Annotated in this window: 14 protein-coding genes; 7 read left to right on the forward strand and 7 right to left on the reverse strand. The window is 65.8% G+C overall.

Annotated elements, in window-relative coordinates; all coding sequences use genetic code 11:
• Positions 1-76 precede the first annotated feature (76 nt).
• From zapE to NMD1_RS12875, 3 genes are read right to left on the reverse strand one after another with little or no spacing between them, the layout of a single operon-like run.
• Positions 77-1,195 (reverse strand): cell division protein ZapE, encoded by a 1,119-nt coding sequence (gene zapE, locus NMD1_RS12865; protein WP_125955053.1) that lies wholly within the window; start codon positions 1,193-1,195, stop codon positions 77-79.
• Positions 1,192-1,647 carry a PaaI family thioesterase gene (locus tag NMD1_RS12870; protein ID WP_125955054.1) on the reverse strand — a complete coding sequence of 152 codons (456 nt, stop codon included), beginning with the start codon at positions 1,645-1,647 and terminating at the stop codon, positions 1,192-1,194. Before NMD1_RS12870 ends, zapE begins: the two co-directional genes overlap by 4 nt.
• A gap of 7 nt (positions 1,648-1,654) precedes the next feature.
• Positions 1,655-2,437, reverse strand: a complete 783-nt coding sequence (locus tag NMD1_RS12875; protein ID WP_124807940.1) for a succinate dehydrogenase iron-sulfur subunit — start codon at positions 2,435-2,437, stop codon at positions 1,655-1,657.
• Between the two features lie 239 nt (positions 2,438-2,676).
• Between NMD1_RS12875 and NMD1_RS12880 the strand changes: the two genes are divergently transcribed.
• Positions 2,677-3,309: a class I SAM-dependent methyltransferase gene (locus NMD1_RS12880; RefSeq protein ID WP_125955055.1), complete on the forward strand. Its 633-nt coding sequence runs from the start codon at positions 2,677-2,679 to the stop codon at positions 3,307-3,309.
• 73 nt (positions 3,310-3,382) lie between these two features.
• On the opposite strand, the gene NMD1_RS12885 is transcribed toward NMD1_RS12880, so the two are convergent.
• Both NMD1_RS12885 and NMD1_RS21375 read right to left on the reverse strand, forming a co-directional pair.
• A complete protein-coding gene (locus NMD1_RS12885) occupies positions 3,383-6,124 on the reverse strand; it encodes a ribonuclease E/G (RefSeq protein WP_125955056.1) in 2,742 nt (913 codons plus the stop codon).
• A 526-nt stretch (positions 6,125-6,650) separates the two neighbouring features.
• Positions 6,651-6,863 carry a hypothetical protein gene (locus NMD1_RS21375; RefSeq protein ID WP_199558128.1) on the reverse strand — a complete coding sequence of 71 codons (213 nt, stop codon included), beginning with the start codon at positions 6,861-6,863 and terminating at the stop codon, positions 6,651-6,653.
• Between NMD1_RS21375 and NMD1_RS12890 the strand changes: the two genes are divergently transcribed.
• From NMD1_RS12890 to NMD1_RS12915, 6 genes are all read left to right on the forward strand, one after another.
• Complete coding sequence (locus NMD1_RS12890; RefSeq protein ID WP_223806454.1) at positions 6,853-7,656, forward strand: N-acetylmuramoyl-L-alanine amidase; 804 nt, start codon at positions 6,853-6,855, stop codon at positions 7,654-7,656. The genes NMD1_RS21375 and NMD1_RS12890 overlap by 11 nt on opposite strands.
• Before the next feature lie 52 nt (positions 7,657-7,708).
• Complete coding sequence (locus tag NMD1_RS12895; RefSeq protein ID WP_125955058.1) at positions 7,709-10,222, forward strand: penicillin-binding protein 1A; 2,514 nt, start codon at positions 7,709-7,711, stop codon at positions 10,220-10,222.
• 88 nt (positions 10,223-10,310) lie between these two features.
• Positions 10,311-10,859, forward strand: a complete 549-nt coding sequence (locus NMD1_RS12900; RefSeq protein ID WP_124807935.1) for a peroxiredoxin — start codon at positions 10,311-10,313, stop codon at positions 10,857-10,859.
• Between the two features lie 114 nt (positions 10,860-10,973).
• Positions 10,974-12,101, forward strand: coding sequence for a peptide chain release factor 2 (gene prfB, locus NMD1_RS12905; RefSeq protein ID WP_124807934.1), 1,128 nt, complete (start codon positions 10,974-10,976; stop codon positions 12,099-12,101).
• Positions 12,098-12,859, forward strand: coding sequence for a class I SAM-dependent methyltransferase (locus NMD1_RS12910; protein ID WP_233497607.1), 762 nt, complete (start codon positions 12,098-12,100; stop codon positions 12,857-12,859). Before prfB ends, NMD1_RS12910 begins: the two co-directional genes overlap by 4 nt.
• 9 nt (positions 12,860-12,868) lie before the next feature.
• Entirely contained in the window at positions 12,869-14,290 is a 1,422-nt protein-coding gene (locus tag NMD1_RS12915) for a nitronate monooxygenase family protein (RefSeq protein WP_125955059.1), read from the forward strand.
• Between the two features lie 40 nt (positions 14,291-14,330).
• Here NMD1_RS12915 and NMD1_RS12920 read toward each other — a convergent pair whose 3' ends face one another.
• The gene (locus NMD1_RS12920) at positions 14,331-14,786 is read right to left on the reverse strand and encodes a PilZ domain-containing protein (RefSeq protein WP_124807932.1); all 456 of its coding nucleotides are present in this window, start codon (positions 14,784-14,786) and stop codon (positions 14,331-14,333) included.
• A 140-nt stretch (positions 14,787-14,926) separates the two neighbouring features.
• Complete coding sequence (locus tag NMD1_RS12925; RefSeq protein WP_370449657.1) at positions 14,927-16,234, reverse strand: ammonium transporter; 1,308 nt, start codon at positions 16,232-16,234, stop codon at positions 14,927-14,929.
• Positions 16,235-16,270 lie beyond the last annotated feature (36 nt).

Here is a 16,270-nt window from a genome sequence, read left to right on the forward strand (position 1 = left end):
GATCGGGTCGCTGGGGGCGCAAAAGTGCGGCAGCCGCTGTCGGCATGAGCCAGGCAGGTTCGCCAAGTAGGCGTTGTCAGTTCTCGCCGTGTCCCAGCGCGAGATAGTCCTGGCTTTGCATCTCCATCAGGCGGCTGATGGTGCGATCAAACTCGAAGCGACCATCGCCGCTTTCGTAAAGATCCGCCGGTTCCGCATCCGCGGCGGCGATCAGCTTTACCTTGTGTTCGTAGAGCGCGTCGATCAGCGTGACGAAGCGCGCGGCCTCGTTGCGGTTTTCCGGCCCCAGGCGCGGGATGCCGACGATGATCACGGTGTGGTACTTGCGGGCAATGGCCAGATAGTCCGCGGCGCCGCGGGCTTCGGCGCAGAGCCGCTTGAAACTGAACACGGCCACGCCCTTCAGGCTCTTGGGCACGTGCAGCATTCTCCCGCCGCCCACGTCGATGTCCGCGGAAGGAACGTGCAGGCTGTCTTCGGGGGGATAGTCGGTCAGCCGGAAAAACGCTTCGCGCGTGGCCTCCGTGGCGGCCGGTCCGTTGGGCACATGCCAGGTGCCGACGCCGCGCATCCGCTCCAGCCGGTAATCGGTGGGGCCGTTGAGCGTCAGCACGTCCAGCCGGCTTTCGACCAGCGCGATGAACGGCAGGAAGTGCTCGCGGTTCAACCCGTCCTTGTACAGTTCCGACGGCGCGCGGTTGGATGTGGTCACCACGGTAACGGCATGGTCCACGATCAGCGCGGTGAACAGCCGGCTCATGATCATGGCGTCGGCACTGTTGTTCACGACCATCTCGTCGAAACACAGCACGCGCGTTTCCTGCCCGATCGCGGCGGCGACCGGCATGATCGGATCGCCGCTTTCCTTCTTGCGCTCCTCGCGCAGGCGCGCGTGCACGTCGAGCATGAATTCGTGGAAGTGCGAGCGGCGCTTGGCGGTGATGGCAAGGTTGTCGTGGAACAGGTCCATCAGCATGGACTTGCCGCGCCCCACGCCGCCCCACATGTACAATCCGCGCGGCTGGTCTTGCGCCTTGCGGCCCAGCAGCTTGCCGAAAAAGCCGGGCGTGTGCGCTGGTGCTTCCAGTTCCTGCTGGAGTCGGTCGAGCCTGGCGGCGGCGGCGGCCTGTTCCGGATCGGGCCGCAGTTCTCCCGCCGCGACCAGTTCGGCATAGCGTTCCGAAACGCGGATCATTTGCGCGAAGGTTTGCGGACCGTGCCGGTAAAGGACGCGACGGTTTCGTCTTCCTGCACCACCAGGCCGCGCAGGAACACGAGCCGGCCGGTTTCGCGCAGGACTTCGCACACCGAATCGAGCGGCTGGCCGATCCGGCCGGCGCCGATGAACTGCGTCGCGAGGTCGAGCGTGACAGAACCCGCCGCATCGCCGTTCAGCAGCAGGCGCATCGCGGAAAACAGCGAGATGTCGATCAGCGCCAGCGTGACCCCACCGTGGACCGCATCCAGCAGGTTGCTGTGGCGGCGTTCGGGAAACATGCGCAGGCGAACCTGCCGCTTGCCGCCCGGCGCCTCTTCCTCGCGCACCACAAGGTCGCCCATCGTCTGGGCGTTGAACCGGGTCGGGTCCGCGAGGTTCCAGGTAAACCAGCCGGGATGCTGGTCCGAAGGCCCGTAGCTGAAGGCCATCTGCGGGTCAGACCGCCCGCTCGGCCTGCATCTTCTTGATTTCGGCGATCGCGCGCGCCGGCGACAGGCCCTTGGGGCAGACGTTGGCGCAGTTCATGATCGTGTGGCAGCGGTAGAGGCGGAAGGGGTCTTCCAGCTCGTCCAGCCGTTCACCGGTCATTTCATCGCGGCTGTCGGCCAGCCAGCGGTAGGCCTGCAGCAGGATTGCCGGGCCAAGGAACTTGTCCGAATTCCACCAGTAGCTCGGGCAGGAGGTGGAGCAGCACGCGCACAGGATGCATTCGTAAAGGCCATCCAGCTTTTCGCGCTGTTCCGGCGACTGCAGGCGCTCCTTGCCCGAAGGCGTGGGCGAAACCGTCTGCAGCCAGGGACGGATCGAGGCGTACTGCGCGTAGAAGTGCGTGAAATCGGGAACAAGGTCCTTGATCACTTCCATGTGCGGCAGCGGGGTGATGCGGATATCGCCCTTGAGATCCTCGATCGCCGTGGTGCAGGCTAGGCCGTTGCGGCCGTTGAGGTTCATCGCGCACGAACCGCAGATGCCCTCGCGGCAGGACCGGCGGAACGTCAGCGTCGGGTCTTGCTCGCTCTTCATCTTGATCAGCGCGTCGAGCACCATCGGGCCGCACTGGTCCAGATCGATCTCGAACGTGTCGTAGCGGGGGTTCTCGCCGCTGTCGGGGTCGTAGCGATAGACCTTGAACTTCCGGATCCGCCCCTGGGTCGCCGCCGCGTGATGACGGGACTTTCCGGTGATCTTGGAATTCTTCGGAAGCGAGAAGGTCGCCATCAAAATGTCCCCGTTGCGCGTGGTTGGCTCCAATTCGAGTCGGTCATTAGCGAAACCGGCGCGCGGGGCAAGGGGGACAGAGGGGTAATGCCTCTTGCGATGCACAATTGGGGGGGGGGCGGCTTGCCGTCGCTCTGGCGGAACCATGCTGCGGAACGCGCGGTGTTTCCGGCTTGTCGAAGATTGCGGGCATGCGCACTCTGCGACTGAAGCGTGAAAGGCGAGCGAGAGGGAGAGGGATGGGTATCAGACAATGGTATGAGGACAAGATCCTGCCACGGATGATCCGATGCGCGTGCAGCGCCGATGCGATCATGGAATTGCGGGCCGGCGTGGTGCCCAAGGCGCGCGGCCGCGTGTTCGAGCTCGGCTGCGGCGGGGGCATAAACCAGCAGTTCTACGATGCCGATGCGGTAACCGCGTTCGCCGGGCTGGACCCTTCGGGCAAGCTGCTGGACTATGCCCGCGCGGAAGCCGAAAGGAAGGGCTGGCAGGCCGATATCCGCGAAGGCGTGGGCGAGGCCATTCCGTTCGCGGACGACAGTTTCGATACGGTTGTCTGCACTTACACGCTGTGCTCGGTGGGGGATTCCGCGCAGGTCTTGCGCGAAATGCGGCGCATCCTGAAGCCCGGCGGGCGGTTGCTGTTCCTCGAACACGGGCAGGCGCCCGATCCCGGCGTGCAGCGCTGGCAGCGCCGGCTGGAGCCGCTCTGGGTTCCATTGATGGGGGGATGCCATCTGACCCGGCCGGTGATCGCGTCCGTCCGGCAGGCGGGCTTCGCCATGGAAGACAGCGGTCAGCGGTACATGCCGAAGATGCCGCGCTGGGCGTCCTGGATGGAATGGGGCAGCGCGCTCAAGACAGCCTGATGCGCCGGCCTGCACGAAAAAGCCCTCCCCGGCTGTCCGGGGAGGGCTTTTTGTTGTCCAATGACGGGTGCCGTCAGGCGCCGAACGTGCGCTGCCACCAGCCGCGACGCGATGCGCCGCCTTCGGCTTCGGCATTTTCGGCGTCGGCGGCCGGATCGGCGGCAACCGGATTGGCTGCCTCGACGGCCACGGGCGCTTGTTCTGCCGCTTCGTTCGCCGGAGCAGCGTCGGCCTTCTTGCGGCGGGTGCGCTTGGGCTTGGCCGGAGCTTCCTCGGCGGCAGCGGGTTCGGCGGGGGGCGCTTCCGCAGCGGGCGCTTCCTCGACCACCGGAGCAGCGTCGGCCTTCTTGCGGCGGGTGCGCTTGGGCTTGGCCGGAGCTTCCTCGGCGGCAGCCGGTTCAGCGGGGGCCGTTTCCGCAGCCGGCGCTTCCTCGACCACCGGAGCGGCCTCGGCCTTCTTGCGGCGGGTGCGCTTGGGCTTGGCCGGCGCCTCGTCCGCAGGCGCGGCTTCGGCAGTGACCGTCTCAGCCGGTGCTTCGGCAACCGTTTCTTCCGGCGTTTCTTCCGGAGCAGCCGCTTCTTCCGCCGCGCTCAGCTCTTCACCGCCTTCGGTGCCATCCGTTTCACGACCGCCGCCACGGCGGCGACGGCTGCGCCGGCGACGCTTGCGGGGGCCGCGGTCACCCTCGGCCTCCTCGCCAGCGGCAACGGTGCTTTCGGTTTCCTCGGCATCATCGGCATCGTCTGCCGTTTCAGCGTCTGGCGCTTCGGTTTCGCCATCGCCGTCGTCGGCCGAACGGGCGTCCTCGGCCTGCGCCGTTTCGTCGTCGCGCCGGCCACGGCCGCGACGGCGCTTGCGCCGCTTGCGGCGGCCATTGCCATCGCCGTTGTCGCGGTCGTCGCCGCGCGCCTCGGCTTCTTCTTCCTCGTCCTCGTCGTCGAACGCCTCGTCGGCGAGGTCGTCTTCCTCCGGTTCGACGATGGGTTCGAAGCGCGGCTGGAACTCAGGCTTCGGTCCGCGCGAGGCGACGCGCATCTTGGCGCCTTCGTTCTCGCCTTCGGGGATCACTTCCACCGTCACGCCATAGCGGGCCTCGATCTCGGCAAGATCGGCGCGCTTGGTGTTGAGGACGTAAATCGTCGCTTCCTGGCTGGCATAGAGCGTGATGACGCTGCCGCGACCCTTGGCGGCTTCGTCCTCGATCATGCGCAGCGCCGAAAGGCCGGCGGACGAGGCGGTGCGGACCAGGCCCGAACCATCGCAGTGCGGGCAGGCGCGGGTGGTCGCTTCCAGCACGCCGGTGCGCAGGCGCTGGCGGCTCATTTCCATCAGGCCGAAGCCGGAAATGCGGCCCACCTGGATGCGCGCGCGGTCGTTCTTCAGCGCGTCCTTCATCGCCTTCTCGACCTTGCGGATGTTCGATCCGTATTCCATGTCGATGAAGTCGATGACGACAAGGCCGGCCATGTCGCGCAGGCGAAGCTGGCGCGCGATTTCGCGGGCCGCTTCCAGGTTGGTGGAAAGCGCGGTCGCCTCGATGCCGTGCTCCTTGGTGGAGCGGCCCGAGTTGATGTCGATCGAAACGAGCGCTTCGGTCGGGTTGATGACGAGATAGCCGCCCGACTTCAGCTGGACCACCGGATCGTACATCGCGGTAAGCTGGTCTTCCGCGCCGTACCGCTGGAACAGCGGCACCGGATCGGCATAGTGCTTCACCCGCTTGGCGTGGCTGGGCATCAGCAGCTTCATGAAGTCCTTGCCGGCACGGTATCCGGCTTCGCCTTCGACGATCACTTCCTCGATGTCGCGGTTGTAGATGTCGCGGATCGCGCGCTTGATCAGGTCGCTGTCCGAATGGATCAGCGCCGGCGCGCTGGAATGCAGCGTGCGCTCGCGGATTTCGTCCCACAGGCGGGCGAGATAATCGAAGTCGCGCTTGATCTCGGGTTTGGTGCGCTGCAGCCCGGCAGTGCGGACGATGCAGCTCATCGACTTGGGCAGTTCCAGTTCGCCGATGATCGACTTCAGCCGCTTGCGGTCCGAAGCGCTGGAAATCTTGCGGCTGATGCCGCCGCCATGGCTGGAATTGGGCATGAGCACGCAATAGCGGCCCGCAAGGCTCAGGTAGGTGGTCAGCGCCGCACCCTTGTTGCCGCGCTCTTCCTTGACGACCTGGACCAGCAGCACCTGCCGGCGCTGGATCACGTCCTGAATCTTGTAGCGGCGGCGCAGCGCCATGCGCTTGGCGCGCAATTCATCGGCTTCCTTGGCCTGGCCGCGGCCCTGCCGGCGTCCGCGCCGCGGGCGGCGACCGCCGTTATCGGCAGAGGCGTCTTCCGCCTCGGCGTCCTGTTCGGCCTCTTCGTTTTCCCCTTCGACTACGCCGCCTTCGATCGTGGCGACATCGTCCTTTTCCGAAGTATCGACTTCGGTCACGCCTTCTTCATCGCCGAAGGCATCGCCTTCATCGCCAAAGCCGTCGTCCGCGTCTTCCTCGGCCGCGCGCAGGGCGGCTTCTTCCTCGGCATGCGCGGCTTCTTCCGCCAGCAGCGCCTCGCGATCCTCCTTGGGGATCTGATAGTAATCCGGATGGATTTCACTGAAGGCCAGGAACCCGTGACGGTTGCCGCCGAAATCGACGAACGCCGCCTGCAGCGACGGTTCGACGCGGGTTACCTTGGCGAGATAGATGTTGCCCTTGATCTGCTTGTGATCAGCCGATTCAAAGTCGAATTCTTCAATACGGTTGCCCTTGAGCACCGCCACCCGGGTTTCTTCCTGGTGGCGCGCATCGATTAGCATGCGCGTGGTCATTATGGAATCTCCAGCCGCGCCGCCACGGGATTGTATCCGGGTACCGGGCGCGGTTCTTTGGTGAAGCGCGAACGCCGGACAGCCGGGCGATGGCCCGGCCATGACGTATCGCGAATGCGGAAATGCCGGTTCGGAGCGCCTGAACCTCGGTCCTGTCGCGCTCTCCGCCCGGCGGCGGTTGGTTTGCGTCTGCAGTGCTGACAATGCGCGGCGAAATGCGCGCGCCGGCTTCCGTCAGGCTCCGGCCTGTCGGAAGCGGTATCGACCAAGCGCGAGCGGCCCTTCCGGGGCGCTTCTGCTCAATCGAAACTCGGCTCATCATCACAGCATCAACCTTCACGGCGCGGGTGAGTGAGCGTTTCTGCTTCGTCATCCCCGCGTTCCGGATTTTTGCCAGCGGCTCCACATTGCCTGGTTCCGCCGTCCTGTCCGGTCAAATGGGGGCAGGGAGGGCATATTCAAGGCTGGCGCCGGTGCTGGCTTGCCCCGGTGGAAGGGTGCTAGCATTACAAATCCAAACCAGCAATTAAAACAATGGCGATGATTTCCCCGGAGCAATTTCCGGCGGCATTTTTCGATGCGTGTCGGGCGGGCGGGAAGTGCCGTCCACGATTCCGGCTGGACCGACCGAAACCGGACCTGCATAGCGGATGGCGATGTTGCGGCGGGTCGGGATCATCGCGGGGTTTGTGCTGCCTTTGGCGGCCTTTCTGTTGTGGGGATATTTCGTGCTGCGCATCGGCAATCCCGGCGATGGATACGTCCTGCGGCTGACGCTGCCTGATGGATCGCGCGGGATTGGCCTGCCACCCGTCGAAGGGCCGGCGGATGCCAGCCGGCCGCTGGTGGTGATCGATGCCGGTCACGGTGGTCACGATCCGGGCGCGAGCGGCGAGGGCACGTTGCGCGAAAAGAACGTCACGCTGGCCCTCGCCAAGGCGCTGCGCGAAGCGCTGCTCGCCGATGGCCGCGTGCGCGTGGCAATGACGCGCGACAGCGACCGGTTTCTCGTGCTGGAGGAACGCGCCGGCATAGCCCGACAGTTGAAGGCCGACCTGTTCGTGTCGATTCACGCGGATGCGGCGGAAACGCCGGACGCAAACGGCGCAACGGTTTATACTCTGTCGGATCGCGGTTCCGATGCGGTCGCCGATCTGGTGGCGCAACGCGAAAACCGCGCCGATGATGTCAACGGCGTGGCGCTGGGCGGAAAGTCCAATGCGGTCGCGACCATTCTGGTCGATCTTTCGCGGCGCGAGATGCGGGAACGGTCGCAGCGCTTCTCCGATCTGGTGGTGCGGGAAGGGCAGGGGGTGGTCACGTTTCATGCCAATCCGCAGCGGCAGGCCGCTTTCGTCGTGCTGAAATCGCTGGATCTTCCTTCGGTGCTGGTGGAGGCGGGCTATATCAGCAGCCCCGACGATGCCCGGCGCCTGATCGATCCCGCCTGGCGCAAGCAGTTTGCGGGGCGCGTGGCGCAGGCCGTGGAGATTTTCCTGGCCCGGCAGGAGGCGGCGGGGATTGCTCCATGATGCGCGCGCCTACTGGCTTATGACGGAAAGGGCGTGCTAGAGGGCGCGCACGATGGCCGAAGATACGCCCCAGAAGAGCATCAGCTACCGCATCCGCCGCGAGGCATCGGGGCTGTTTGCATGGTTCCGCCAAACCTGGCGCGAAAGGAAGTGGTTCCGTTTCGGGGGTTATGCCCTTGGCGCGCTGGTCGCGCTCTATTTCGTTGTCTGGGTGTTCGTGGCGCGGGGGCTGCCCTCGGCCGACAAGCTGCTGACCTATCAGCCGCCGCTGCCCACGATGGTGCGCGGCGCGGATGGCGAGATCGCGTCGTCCTATGCGCGCGAACGGCGCGTGCAACTGCGCTTCGTCGATTTCCCCGAGCCGCTGATCAACGCCTTCCTCTCGGCTGAGGACAAGACGTTCTGGACGCACGGCGGCATCGATTACACCGGCTTCGTCGGCGCGGTGTTCGATTATGCCACCAAGTTCGGCTCCGGCCAGCGCGCGCGGGGCGGGTCCACGATCACCCAGCAGGTCGCCAAGAACATCCTGCTGGGCGACGAATACTCGATCACGCGCAAGCTCAAGGAACTCATCCTGGCTCGGCGCATCGAGGGCGTGCTGACCAAGCAGCAGATCCTTGAGCTCTATCTCAACGAAATCCCGCTGGGCCGCCAGAGCTTCGGGGTGCAGGCGGCGTCGCGGGCCTATTTCGACAAGGATGTGGGCGATCTGAAGCTGCACGAGGTGGCCTTTCTCGCCATCCTGCCCAAGGCGCCGGAGAAGTATGGCCGCGCCAAGTTCCATGACGAGGCGGTGACGCGCCGCAACTGGGTGCTGGACCAGATGGTCCGCAACGGCTGGGCGACGCAGGCGCAGGCGGACGAGGCCAAGGCGCAACCGCTGGGCCTGGTGGCGCGGCGGGCGGAGAACTACACCGCCGATGCCGGCTATTTCCTGGAGGAAGTGCGCCGCCAGCTGATCGACAAGTTCGGCGAAAAGGCCGAGGATGGCCCCAACAGCGTCTATGCCGGCGGGCTGTGGGTGCGGACCTCGCTCGATACCCAGTTGCAGACGGCGGCACAGGATGCGTTGCGCGCGGGCCTGCTGCGCTATTCGGGCGGGCGTCCGTGGCACGGACCGGTGGCTACGATCGACCTCTCCGATGGTAACTGGCAGACCCAGCTCATCACCAGCAACCTCTCGATCCGCTATCTCGACTGGCGCGTCGGCGTGGTGCTTTCGCGCAGGGGCGATAGCGGCCAGATCGGCTTTGCCGATGGCACCACGGGGCCGCTCTATGGCATGCCGCAGGCGATGAAGCCGGGCGATGTGATCACGGTGGCGCCCAACGGCAATGCCTGGGCGGTGCGGACCGTGCCGGAAGTCTCGGGCGGCATGGTGGTCGAAGACCCGCAGAGCGGGCGCGTTCTGGCCATGCAGGGCGGTTTCGATGCGCGGCTGGGCTCGTTCAACCGCGCTACGCAGGCACAGCGCCAGCCCGGCTCCACGATCAAGCCTTTCGTCTATGCCACTGGCCTCGATAACGGGATGACACCGGCCTCCATGGTCGTCGACGGCACGTTCTGCGTCTATCAGGGCGCGGCGCTGGGCCAGAAGTGCTTCCGCAACTTCGGTGGCGAAGGCGGTTCGGGCAGCCACACGATGCGCTGGGGCCTCGAACAGTCGCGCAACCTGATGACCGTGCGCATCGCCAACGATACCGGCATGGATCGCGTGGTGAAGACGATCCGTGATGTTGGCATCGGCGATTACAAGCCGTTCCTGTCGATGGCGCTGGGCGCTGGAGACACCACGGTGCTGCGCATGGTCAACGCCTATTCGGCGCTGGCCAACCATGGGCGCCAGCACGATCCGTCGGTGATCGATTTCGTGCAGGACCGCAACGGCAAGGTCGTGTGGCGCGCCGACAACCGGCCGTGCGACGGGTGCAACATGGCGCGGTGGGACGGCAAGCCCATGCCCCGCCTGAAGCCGTCGGGCCGTCAGGTGATGGATGCGCGCACCGCCTACCAGGTCGTCCACATGCTCGAAGGTGTGGTCATTCGCGGCACGGCGGTGACGCTGCGCGATCTCAACCTGCCACTGTTCGGCAAGACCGGCACGACGTCCGGGCCGACGAACGTATGGTTCGTGGGCGGTTCGCCCGACATCATCGCCGGTGTGTACATGGGCTACGACCAGCCGCGCAGCCTGGGCGGCTATGCGCAGGGCGGTCGCATCGCCGCCCCGATCTTCAAGCAGTTCGTCCAGTCCACCCGCGCGCGCTGGGCCGATGTGCCGTTCCCGGTGCCCGAAGGCGTGCGTATGGTGCGCATCGATCGCGTCTCGGGCAAGCGCGTGTTCGGCGGCATGCCGAACAACGATGAACCCAAGGCGTCGGTTATCTGGGAGGCGTTCAAGCCCGATACCGAGCCACGGCGCACGATCCACCAGGAAGAACTGACGACCAAGGAAGCCGTGCTCGATGCGCTGCGCCGCGCCCGCGCCGCGCGCCACGGGGCGGCGGCCGCGCCCGAAGGCGGGGAGGAAGGCTTCGTGGAGGAACAGGGCGGGATCTACTGACCCGGCCCTGTTCCCGCTTCGTCGCCCTATCGGGCAGCCCGCGTTTTGGCATCTCCCCGCGTGGCGCGGAGCCTGCTATATTAAAGGGATGATCCCACGCTCCATCAAGGCTGCCGCCGCGGCCATCGCCCTTGTCCTCCCGTTCGCCGCGCAGGCGGAATTGCCGCAAGGGGCGCGCGCGCCCGATTTCGCGGCGCAAGGCGCGCTGGGCGGGCGGACGTTCCAGTTCAACCTGCGCCAGGCGCTGCGCCGTGGCCCGGTCGTGCTCTATTTCTACCCCAAGGCGTTCACGCAAGGCTGCACGCTGGAAGCACACGCCTTTGCCGAGGCGACGGACCAGTTCCGTGCCGCCGGGGCCACCGTGGTCGGGATGTCGGCCGATGACCTGCCTACGCTCCAGAAGTTTTCGCGCGAAGCCTGCCGCGACAAGTTCGCCGTGGCCGCCGCCACGCCGCAGGTGATCGCGGCCTATGACGTCGATCTCAAGCGCGATGGCACGTCCACCGGGCTGACCAAGCGCACCAGCTATGTGATCGGGCGCGATGGCCGGGTCGTGCTGGTGCATTCGGACATGGACTATCGCGATCACGTCCGCCTGACGCTGGAAGCGGTGCAGCGCCTGCGCGCGCGCCGCTAGGCCCCTTTTCGAGCGCCATAACCCGCATAGGCGGGCGCCGGGCAATGATAACCGGCCTTTACTTGGCGCGCCGCTTCGCTAAGCGGTTCCGCTCATTTACGGAGTTCAGGTGTCATGCGGGCCGAAGGTCAGGCTCATATCGATCGCATCGAAGCGTCGCTGGCGTTGGTGCGCAAGTTCCTCGATTGGGATCGCGCCGTCCGCCGGCTCGATGAACTCAACGCGCGCGTCGAAGACCCGAAGCTGTGGGACGATCCCAAGAAGGCCGAGGAAGTGATGCGCGAGCGTCGCCGGCTGGAAGCCGCGATCGGCACAGTCAACCAGATCGGCCAGGAAATGGCCGACGCGATCGAGTTCGTCGAACTGGGCGAGATGGAGGACGACGAAGCCACCATCAACGAAGGGCTGGCGACGCTGGCGGCGCTGGCCGAACGGGCGGACAACGACAAGGTGCAGGCATTGCTGGCCGGCGAGGCCGATGCCAACAACGCCTATCTCGAAGTCCACGCCGGCGCGGGCGGCACCGAAAGCCAGGACTGGGCGGAAATGCTCCAGCGCATGTACACGCGCTGGGCCGAACGGCATGGCTACAAGGTCGATCTGGTCGACTATCACGCGGGCGAAGCCGCCGGCATCAAGTCGGCCACGCTGCTGATCAAGGGCGAGAACGCCTATGGCTATGCCAAGACGGAAAGCGGCGTCCACCGCCTCGTCCGCATCAGCCCCTATGACAGCTCGGCGCGGCGGCACACCTCGTTCAGCTCGGTCTGGGTCTATCCCGAAATCGACGACAACATCGAGGTCGATATCAATCCGGCCGACCTGAAGATCGATACCTACCGTGCGTCGGGCGCGGGCGGGCAGCACGTCAACACGACCGATTCGGCGGTGCGCATCACCCACGTGCCGACCGGCATCATCGTCGCCAGCCAGAACGACCGTTCGCAGCACAAGAACCGCGCCACCGCGATGAACATGCTGAAGGCGCGGATCTACGAAGCCGAACTGGCCAAGCGCGAGGCGGCGGCCAGCGGCGAATATGCCGCCAAGACCGAGATCGGCTGGGGCCACCAGATCCGTTCCTACGTGTTGCAGCCCTACCAGCAGGTGAAGGACCTGCGCACCGGTGTGGTTTCGACCAATCCCACGGACGTGCTGGATGGCGCGCTCGATCCGTTCATGGCGGCGGCGCTCTCGCAAAAGGTGACCGGCGAAAAGGTCGCCGTGGAAGACGACGATTGAGCAGGCTGGCTGCCCTGGGCCTGCGGGCGGGCCTGATCGGGGTGGCCTGCGTGGCGCTGGCGTCGTGCCAGCGGTCGTCCGACGAGGATCGGGCTCCGACTGCGCGGGCGTTCCCGCGTGCGGACAGGCCCGTATCGGGACCGGGCGGCAGTGGCTTCACCACCGAGGCGGAGCGCGACAACCGCAAGGAAGCGCAGACGGTCATGGACCTGGCCGCGATCCAGCCGGGCATGACCGTGGCCGATATCGGCGCGGGCGAGGGCTATTACACCGTCCGTCTGGCGGCCCGTGTCGGCGCCAAGGGGCGCGTATTGGCGCAGGACATCGACGAGGCGGCGCTGCGCAAGCTGGGCGCGCGCGTCGAGCATGACCGGCTCGACAACGTGTCGATCAAGCCCGGCGCGGTCGACGATCCACGCATTCCGGAACACAGTTTCGACCGCGTGTTCCTGATCCACATGTATCACGAAGTGGGGGAGCCCTATGCGTTCCTGTGGCGCCTCTGGCCCGCGCTGCGGCCGGGTGGACGCGTGATCGTGGTCGATCTGGACCGGCCGACCGAACAGCACGGAACGCCGCCGGCGCTTCTGTTCTGCGAATTTGAGGCGGTGGGCTTCCGCTTGAGTGAATTTCAACGTAAGCCCGAAATAGCGGGCTATTATGCACAGTTCGAAGCCGCGCCCAGGCGGCCCGAACCCGGTAAGATAAAGCCGTGTCGGCTGGAAGCCGGGCAGGTCACGCGCGCGAAGGGTCGTTGAGAGGGGTTTATGTCTGCGTTCAAGGGGTTGAAGCCGATTCTGTATGGCGGCCGTGAAGTCTGGCCGCTGGTTGAAGGCGGCAAGGGCGTGGCGGCCACCAACCATGCCAGTTCGGGGGCATGGGCGGCTGCGGGCGGAATCGGTACGGTCAGCGCCGTCAACGCCGATAGCTATGACGCCGAAGGCAAGATCATTCCGCAGATTTACAACGCCATGACTCGCCGTGAGCGGCACGAGGAACTGATCCGCTACGCGATCGACGGCGCGGTCGAGCAGGTGCGGCGCGCCTATGATATCGCCAGCGGCCCCAACGGCATGCGTGGCGCGATCAACATCAACGTGTTGTGGGAAATGGGCGGTGCGCAGCAGGTGCTGGAAGGCGTGCTGGAAAAGACGCGCGGCCTTGTTACCGGCGTGACCTGCGGCGCGGGGATGCCCTACAAGCTTTCGGAAATCGCGGCGCGGTTCAACGTCAACTATCTGCCGATCGTCTCCTCCGCGCGCGCCTTTCGCGCGCTGTGGAAGCGGGCCTACCACAAGGTTTCCGATCTGATGGCCGCCGTGGTCTATGAAGACCCGTGGCTGGCGGGCGGCCATAATGGCCTGTCGAATGCGGAAAACCCGCTGACGCCGGAAGATCCCTATCCCCGCGTTGCCGCGCTGCGCGATACGATGCGCAAGGAAGGCGTTTCGGACGACGTGCCGATCGTGATGGCCGGCGGCGTATGGTTCCTGCGCGAATGGAACGACTGGATCGACAATCCGGAACTCGGCAGCATCGCCTTCCAGTTCGGCACGCGGCCGCTGCTGACGCACGAAAGCCCCATTCCGCAGGCGTGGAAGGATCATCTGCGCACGCTGGAACCGGGTGACGTGCTGCTGCACCGCTTTTCCCCCACGGGATTCTACAGCTCGGCCGTGCGCAACCCCTTCCTGCGCAATCTCGAAGCGCGTTCGGAACGCCAGATTCCCTATTCCAAGGTCGCGGCGGGCGAACACACCGTGCAACTCGATGTCGGGGTGAAGGGCAAGAACTTCTGGGTCACACCAGCCGATCTCGATCGCGCGCGAAACTGGTTCGGTGCGGGCTATACCGATGCGCTGCGCACGCCGGACGATACCATCGTGTTCGTGACGCCCGCCGAGCGTGAGGAAATCCGCAAGGATCAGGCCGATTGCATGGGCTGTCTTTCCCACTGTGGCTTTTCGTCCTGGAAGGATCATGACGACTATACCACCGGCCGGCTCGCCGATCCGCGCAGCTTCTGCATCCAGAAGACGTTGCAGGACATCGCGCACGGCGGCCCGGTGGATCAGAACCTCATGTTCGCCGGCCACGCAGCCTATCGTTTCAAGCAGGACCCGTTCTATTCGAACAACTTCACGCCCAGCGTGAAGCAATTGGTCGATCGTATCCTGACGGGGGACTGACGCCGAAGACCTTGCGCGGGTAAGTGGTGCGGCCGCGCCTTCAGCCCCAGAGGCTGAAGGCGACGATGATCGGCAGCCATGCCAGCAGGGCAAGGCCGATCCAGATCGCCAACTTCGCGCGGGGCGAGAACACTTCCTGCGATCGCTGGTCCGCCGGGATCGTCACCTGGCCATGCAGCGCGGGCGAACGCAGCAGCAGCGCGCTGACGGTGGCGCGGCTGATCGGCGTAACGAATTCGCAGCCGTGGCGCGTGCCCGCTGTCCACACGACGACCGCCTCGGTGGCCGCGGCCGTTTCGGGCAGACCGATGTCTACCACATCGCCTTCGTCCAGCGCGGTATCGCTTTCGAGCAGGAAGCCGCGTTCCGACAAGTCGAGCAGCCTGGCGTCGACGGGCGTACCCGCTGCGGTGACATTGGCTTCTACCGACAGCGTCAGGCGGCGTCGATGCGCGGTCCTCGCCTCGAGGGCGTCCGCCAATTTGTGCTGGACCATCACATCACTCCTTCGGAGATGACGTATCAATGGCCGGTAAAAGAATCGTTATCGATCAGCAGGGTAAGAAGCAAAATCGGCATCGACGGTGATTTCGGGACGATGACCCGAACGTTCGGGGAAGGCCGGGTCGCTCGCCGTCAGTCCATTTCCCACGCCCGTTCGCCGTGGCTGGTCAGGTCCAGACCGTCCCGTTCCTCGTCTTCGGTGACGCGCATCGGTATCACCATCGAGACCATCAGGGCGGCGATGGTGGTGGCAAAGGCGCTCCAGATCGCCACGATGCCCACGCCGCCGACCTGCCCGACGATCTGGCGCGCCATGCCCATGCCATCGGCATAGCCGGTGCCGCCCAGCGACGGCGAGACGAACACCGCGAGCAGGATCGACCCGAGCATGCCGCCCACGCCATGCACTGCGAAAACGTCAAGCGAATCATCGATATGGAGCTTGTGCTTCACAAGCAGGATCATCGGATAGCATACCGCCGCAGCGGCAACGCCGAGCAGCATCGCCGCACCCGGCGCGATAAAGCCGGCGGCCGGCGTCACCGTGGCGAGGCCGGCGATCGCGCCGGTGGCGAAGCCCACCGAGGTGGGTTTGCCCACGGTCAGCTTTTCGATCAGCAGCCAGGCCAGCGCCGCCGCGCTGGCGGCGGCGTGGGTGTTGATGATAGCGGAGGCCGCGTCGTCGTTGGCGGCCAGCGCCGAGCCGCCGTTGAAGCCGAACCAGCCCACCCACAGAAGCGCGGCGCCCGCCAGCGTCAGCGCAGGACTGTGCGGCAGCATCAGCGACTTGGGAAAGCCGTTGCGCTTGCCCAGCAGCATTGCAACGACCAGCGCCGAGACGCCAGCCGTGGTGTGAACCACGATGCCGCCGGCGAAATCCAGCGTGCCAAGCTTGGTCGCCAGCCAGCCGCCGCCCCAGATCCAGTGCGCGACGGGCGCATAGACGATCAGGCTCCACAACGCCGAAAAGGCGACGACCCAGCCGAACCGCGCGCGATCGACCCAGGCGCCGACCATCAGCGCGGGGGTGATCAGCGCGAAGCACATCTGGAACAGGGCGAACGCGCTTTCGGGCACACCATAGCTGCCGCGCACGTTGCCGAGATTGAGCAGCATCCAGGCATTGCCGGCGCCGATCCAGCCATTGGTTACCTCGCCGAAGGCCAGTGTATAGCCAGCGGCGATCCACAGCAGGGAGGCAACGGCGATGATTGCGCCGGTCTGCACCATCACCGCCAGGAAGCCCTTGGCGCGCACCAGGCCGCCGTAGAACAGGGTAAGGCCCGGCGCGGCCATCATCAGCACCAGCGCCGAAGCCGCGAGAAGCCAGGCGGTATCGCCGCTGTCGGCGGAATCGAGCGTAGTGGCGGTCTGGGCCTGCGCCAGTGCCGGGATGGCCGATGTCGCGGCCATCGCGGCCGTTGCCAGAAACTTGCGCACTCTTGCCCCTCCGTCCGCGCTTGCGGTTATGCGGTG

It is taken from the genome of Novosphingobium sp. MD-1 (genome assembly GCF_001014975.1).
Classification (GTDB): Bacteria; Pseudomonadota; Alphaproteobacteria; order Sphingomonadales; family Sphingomonadaceae; genus Novosphingobium.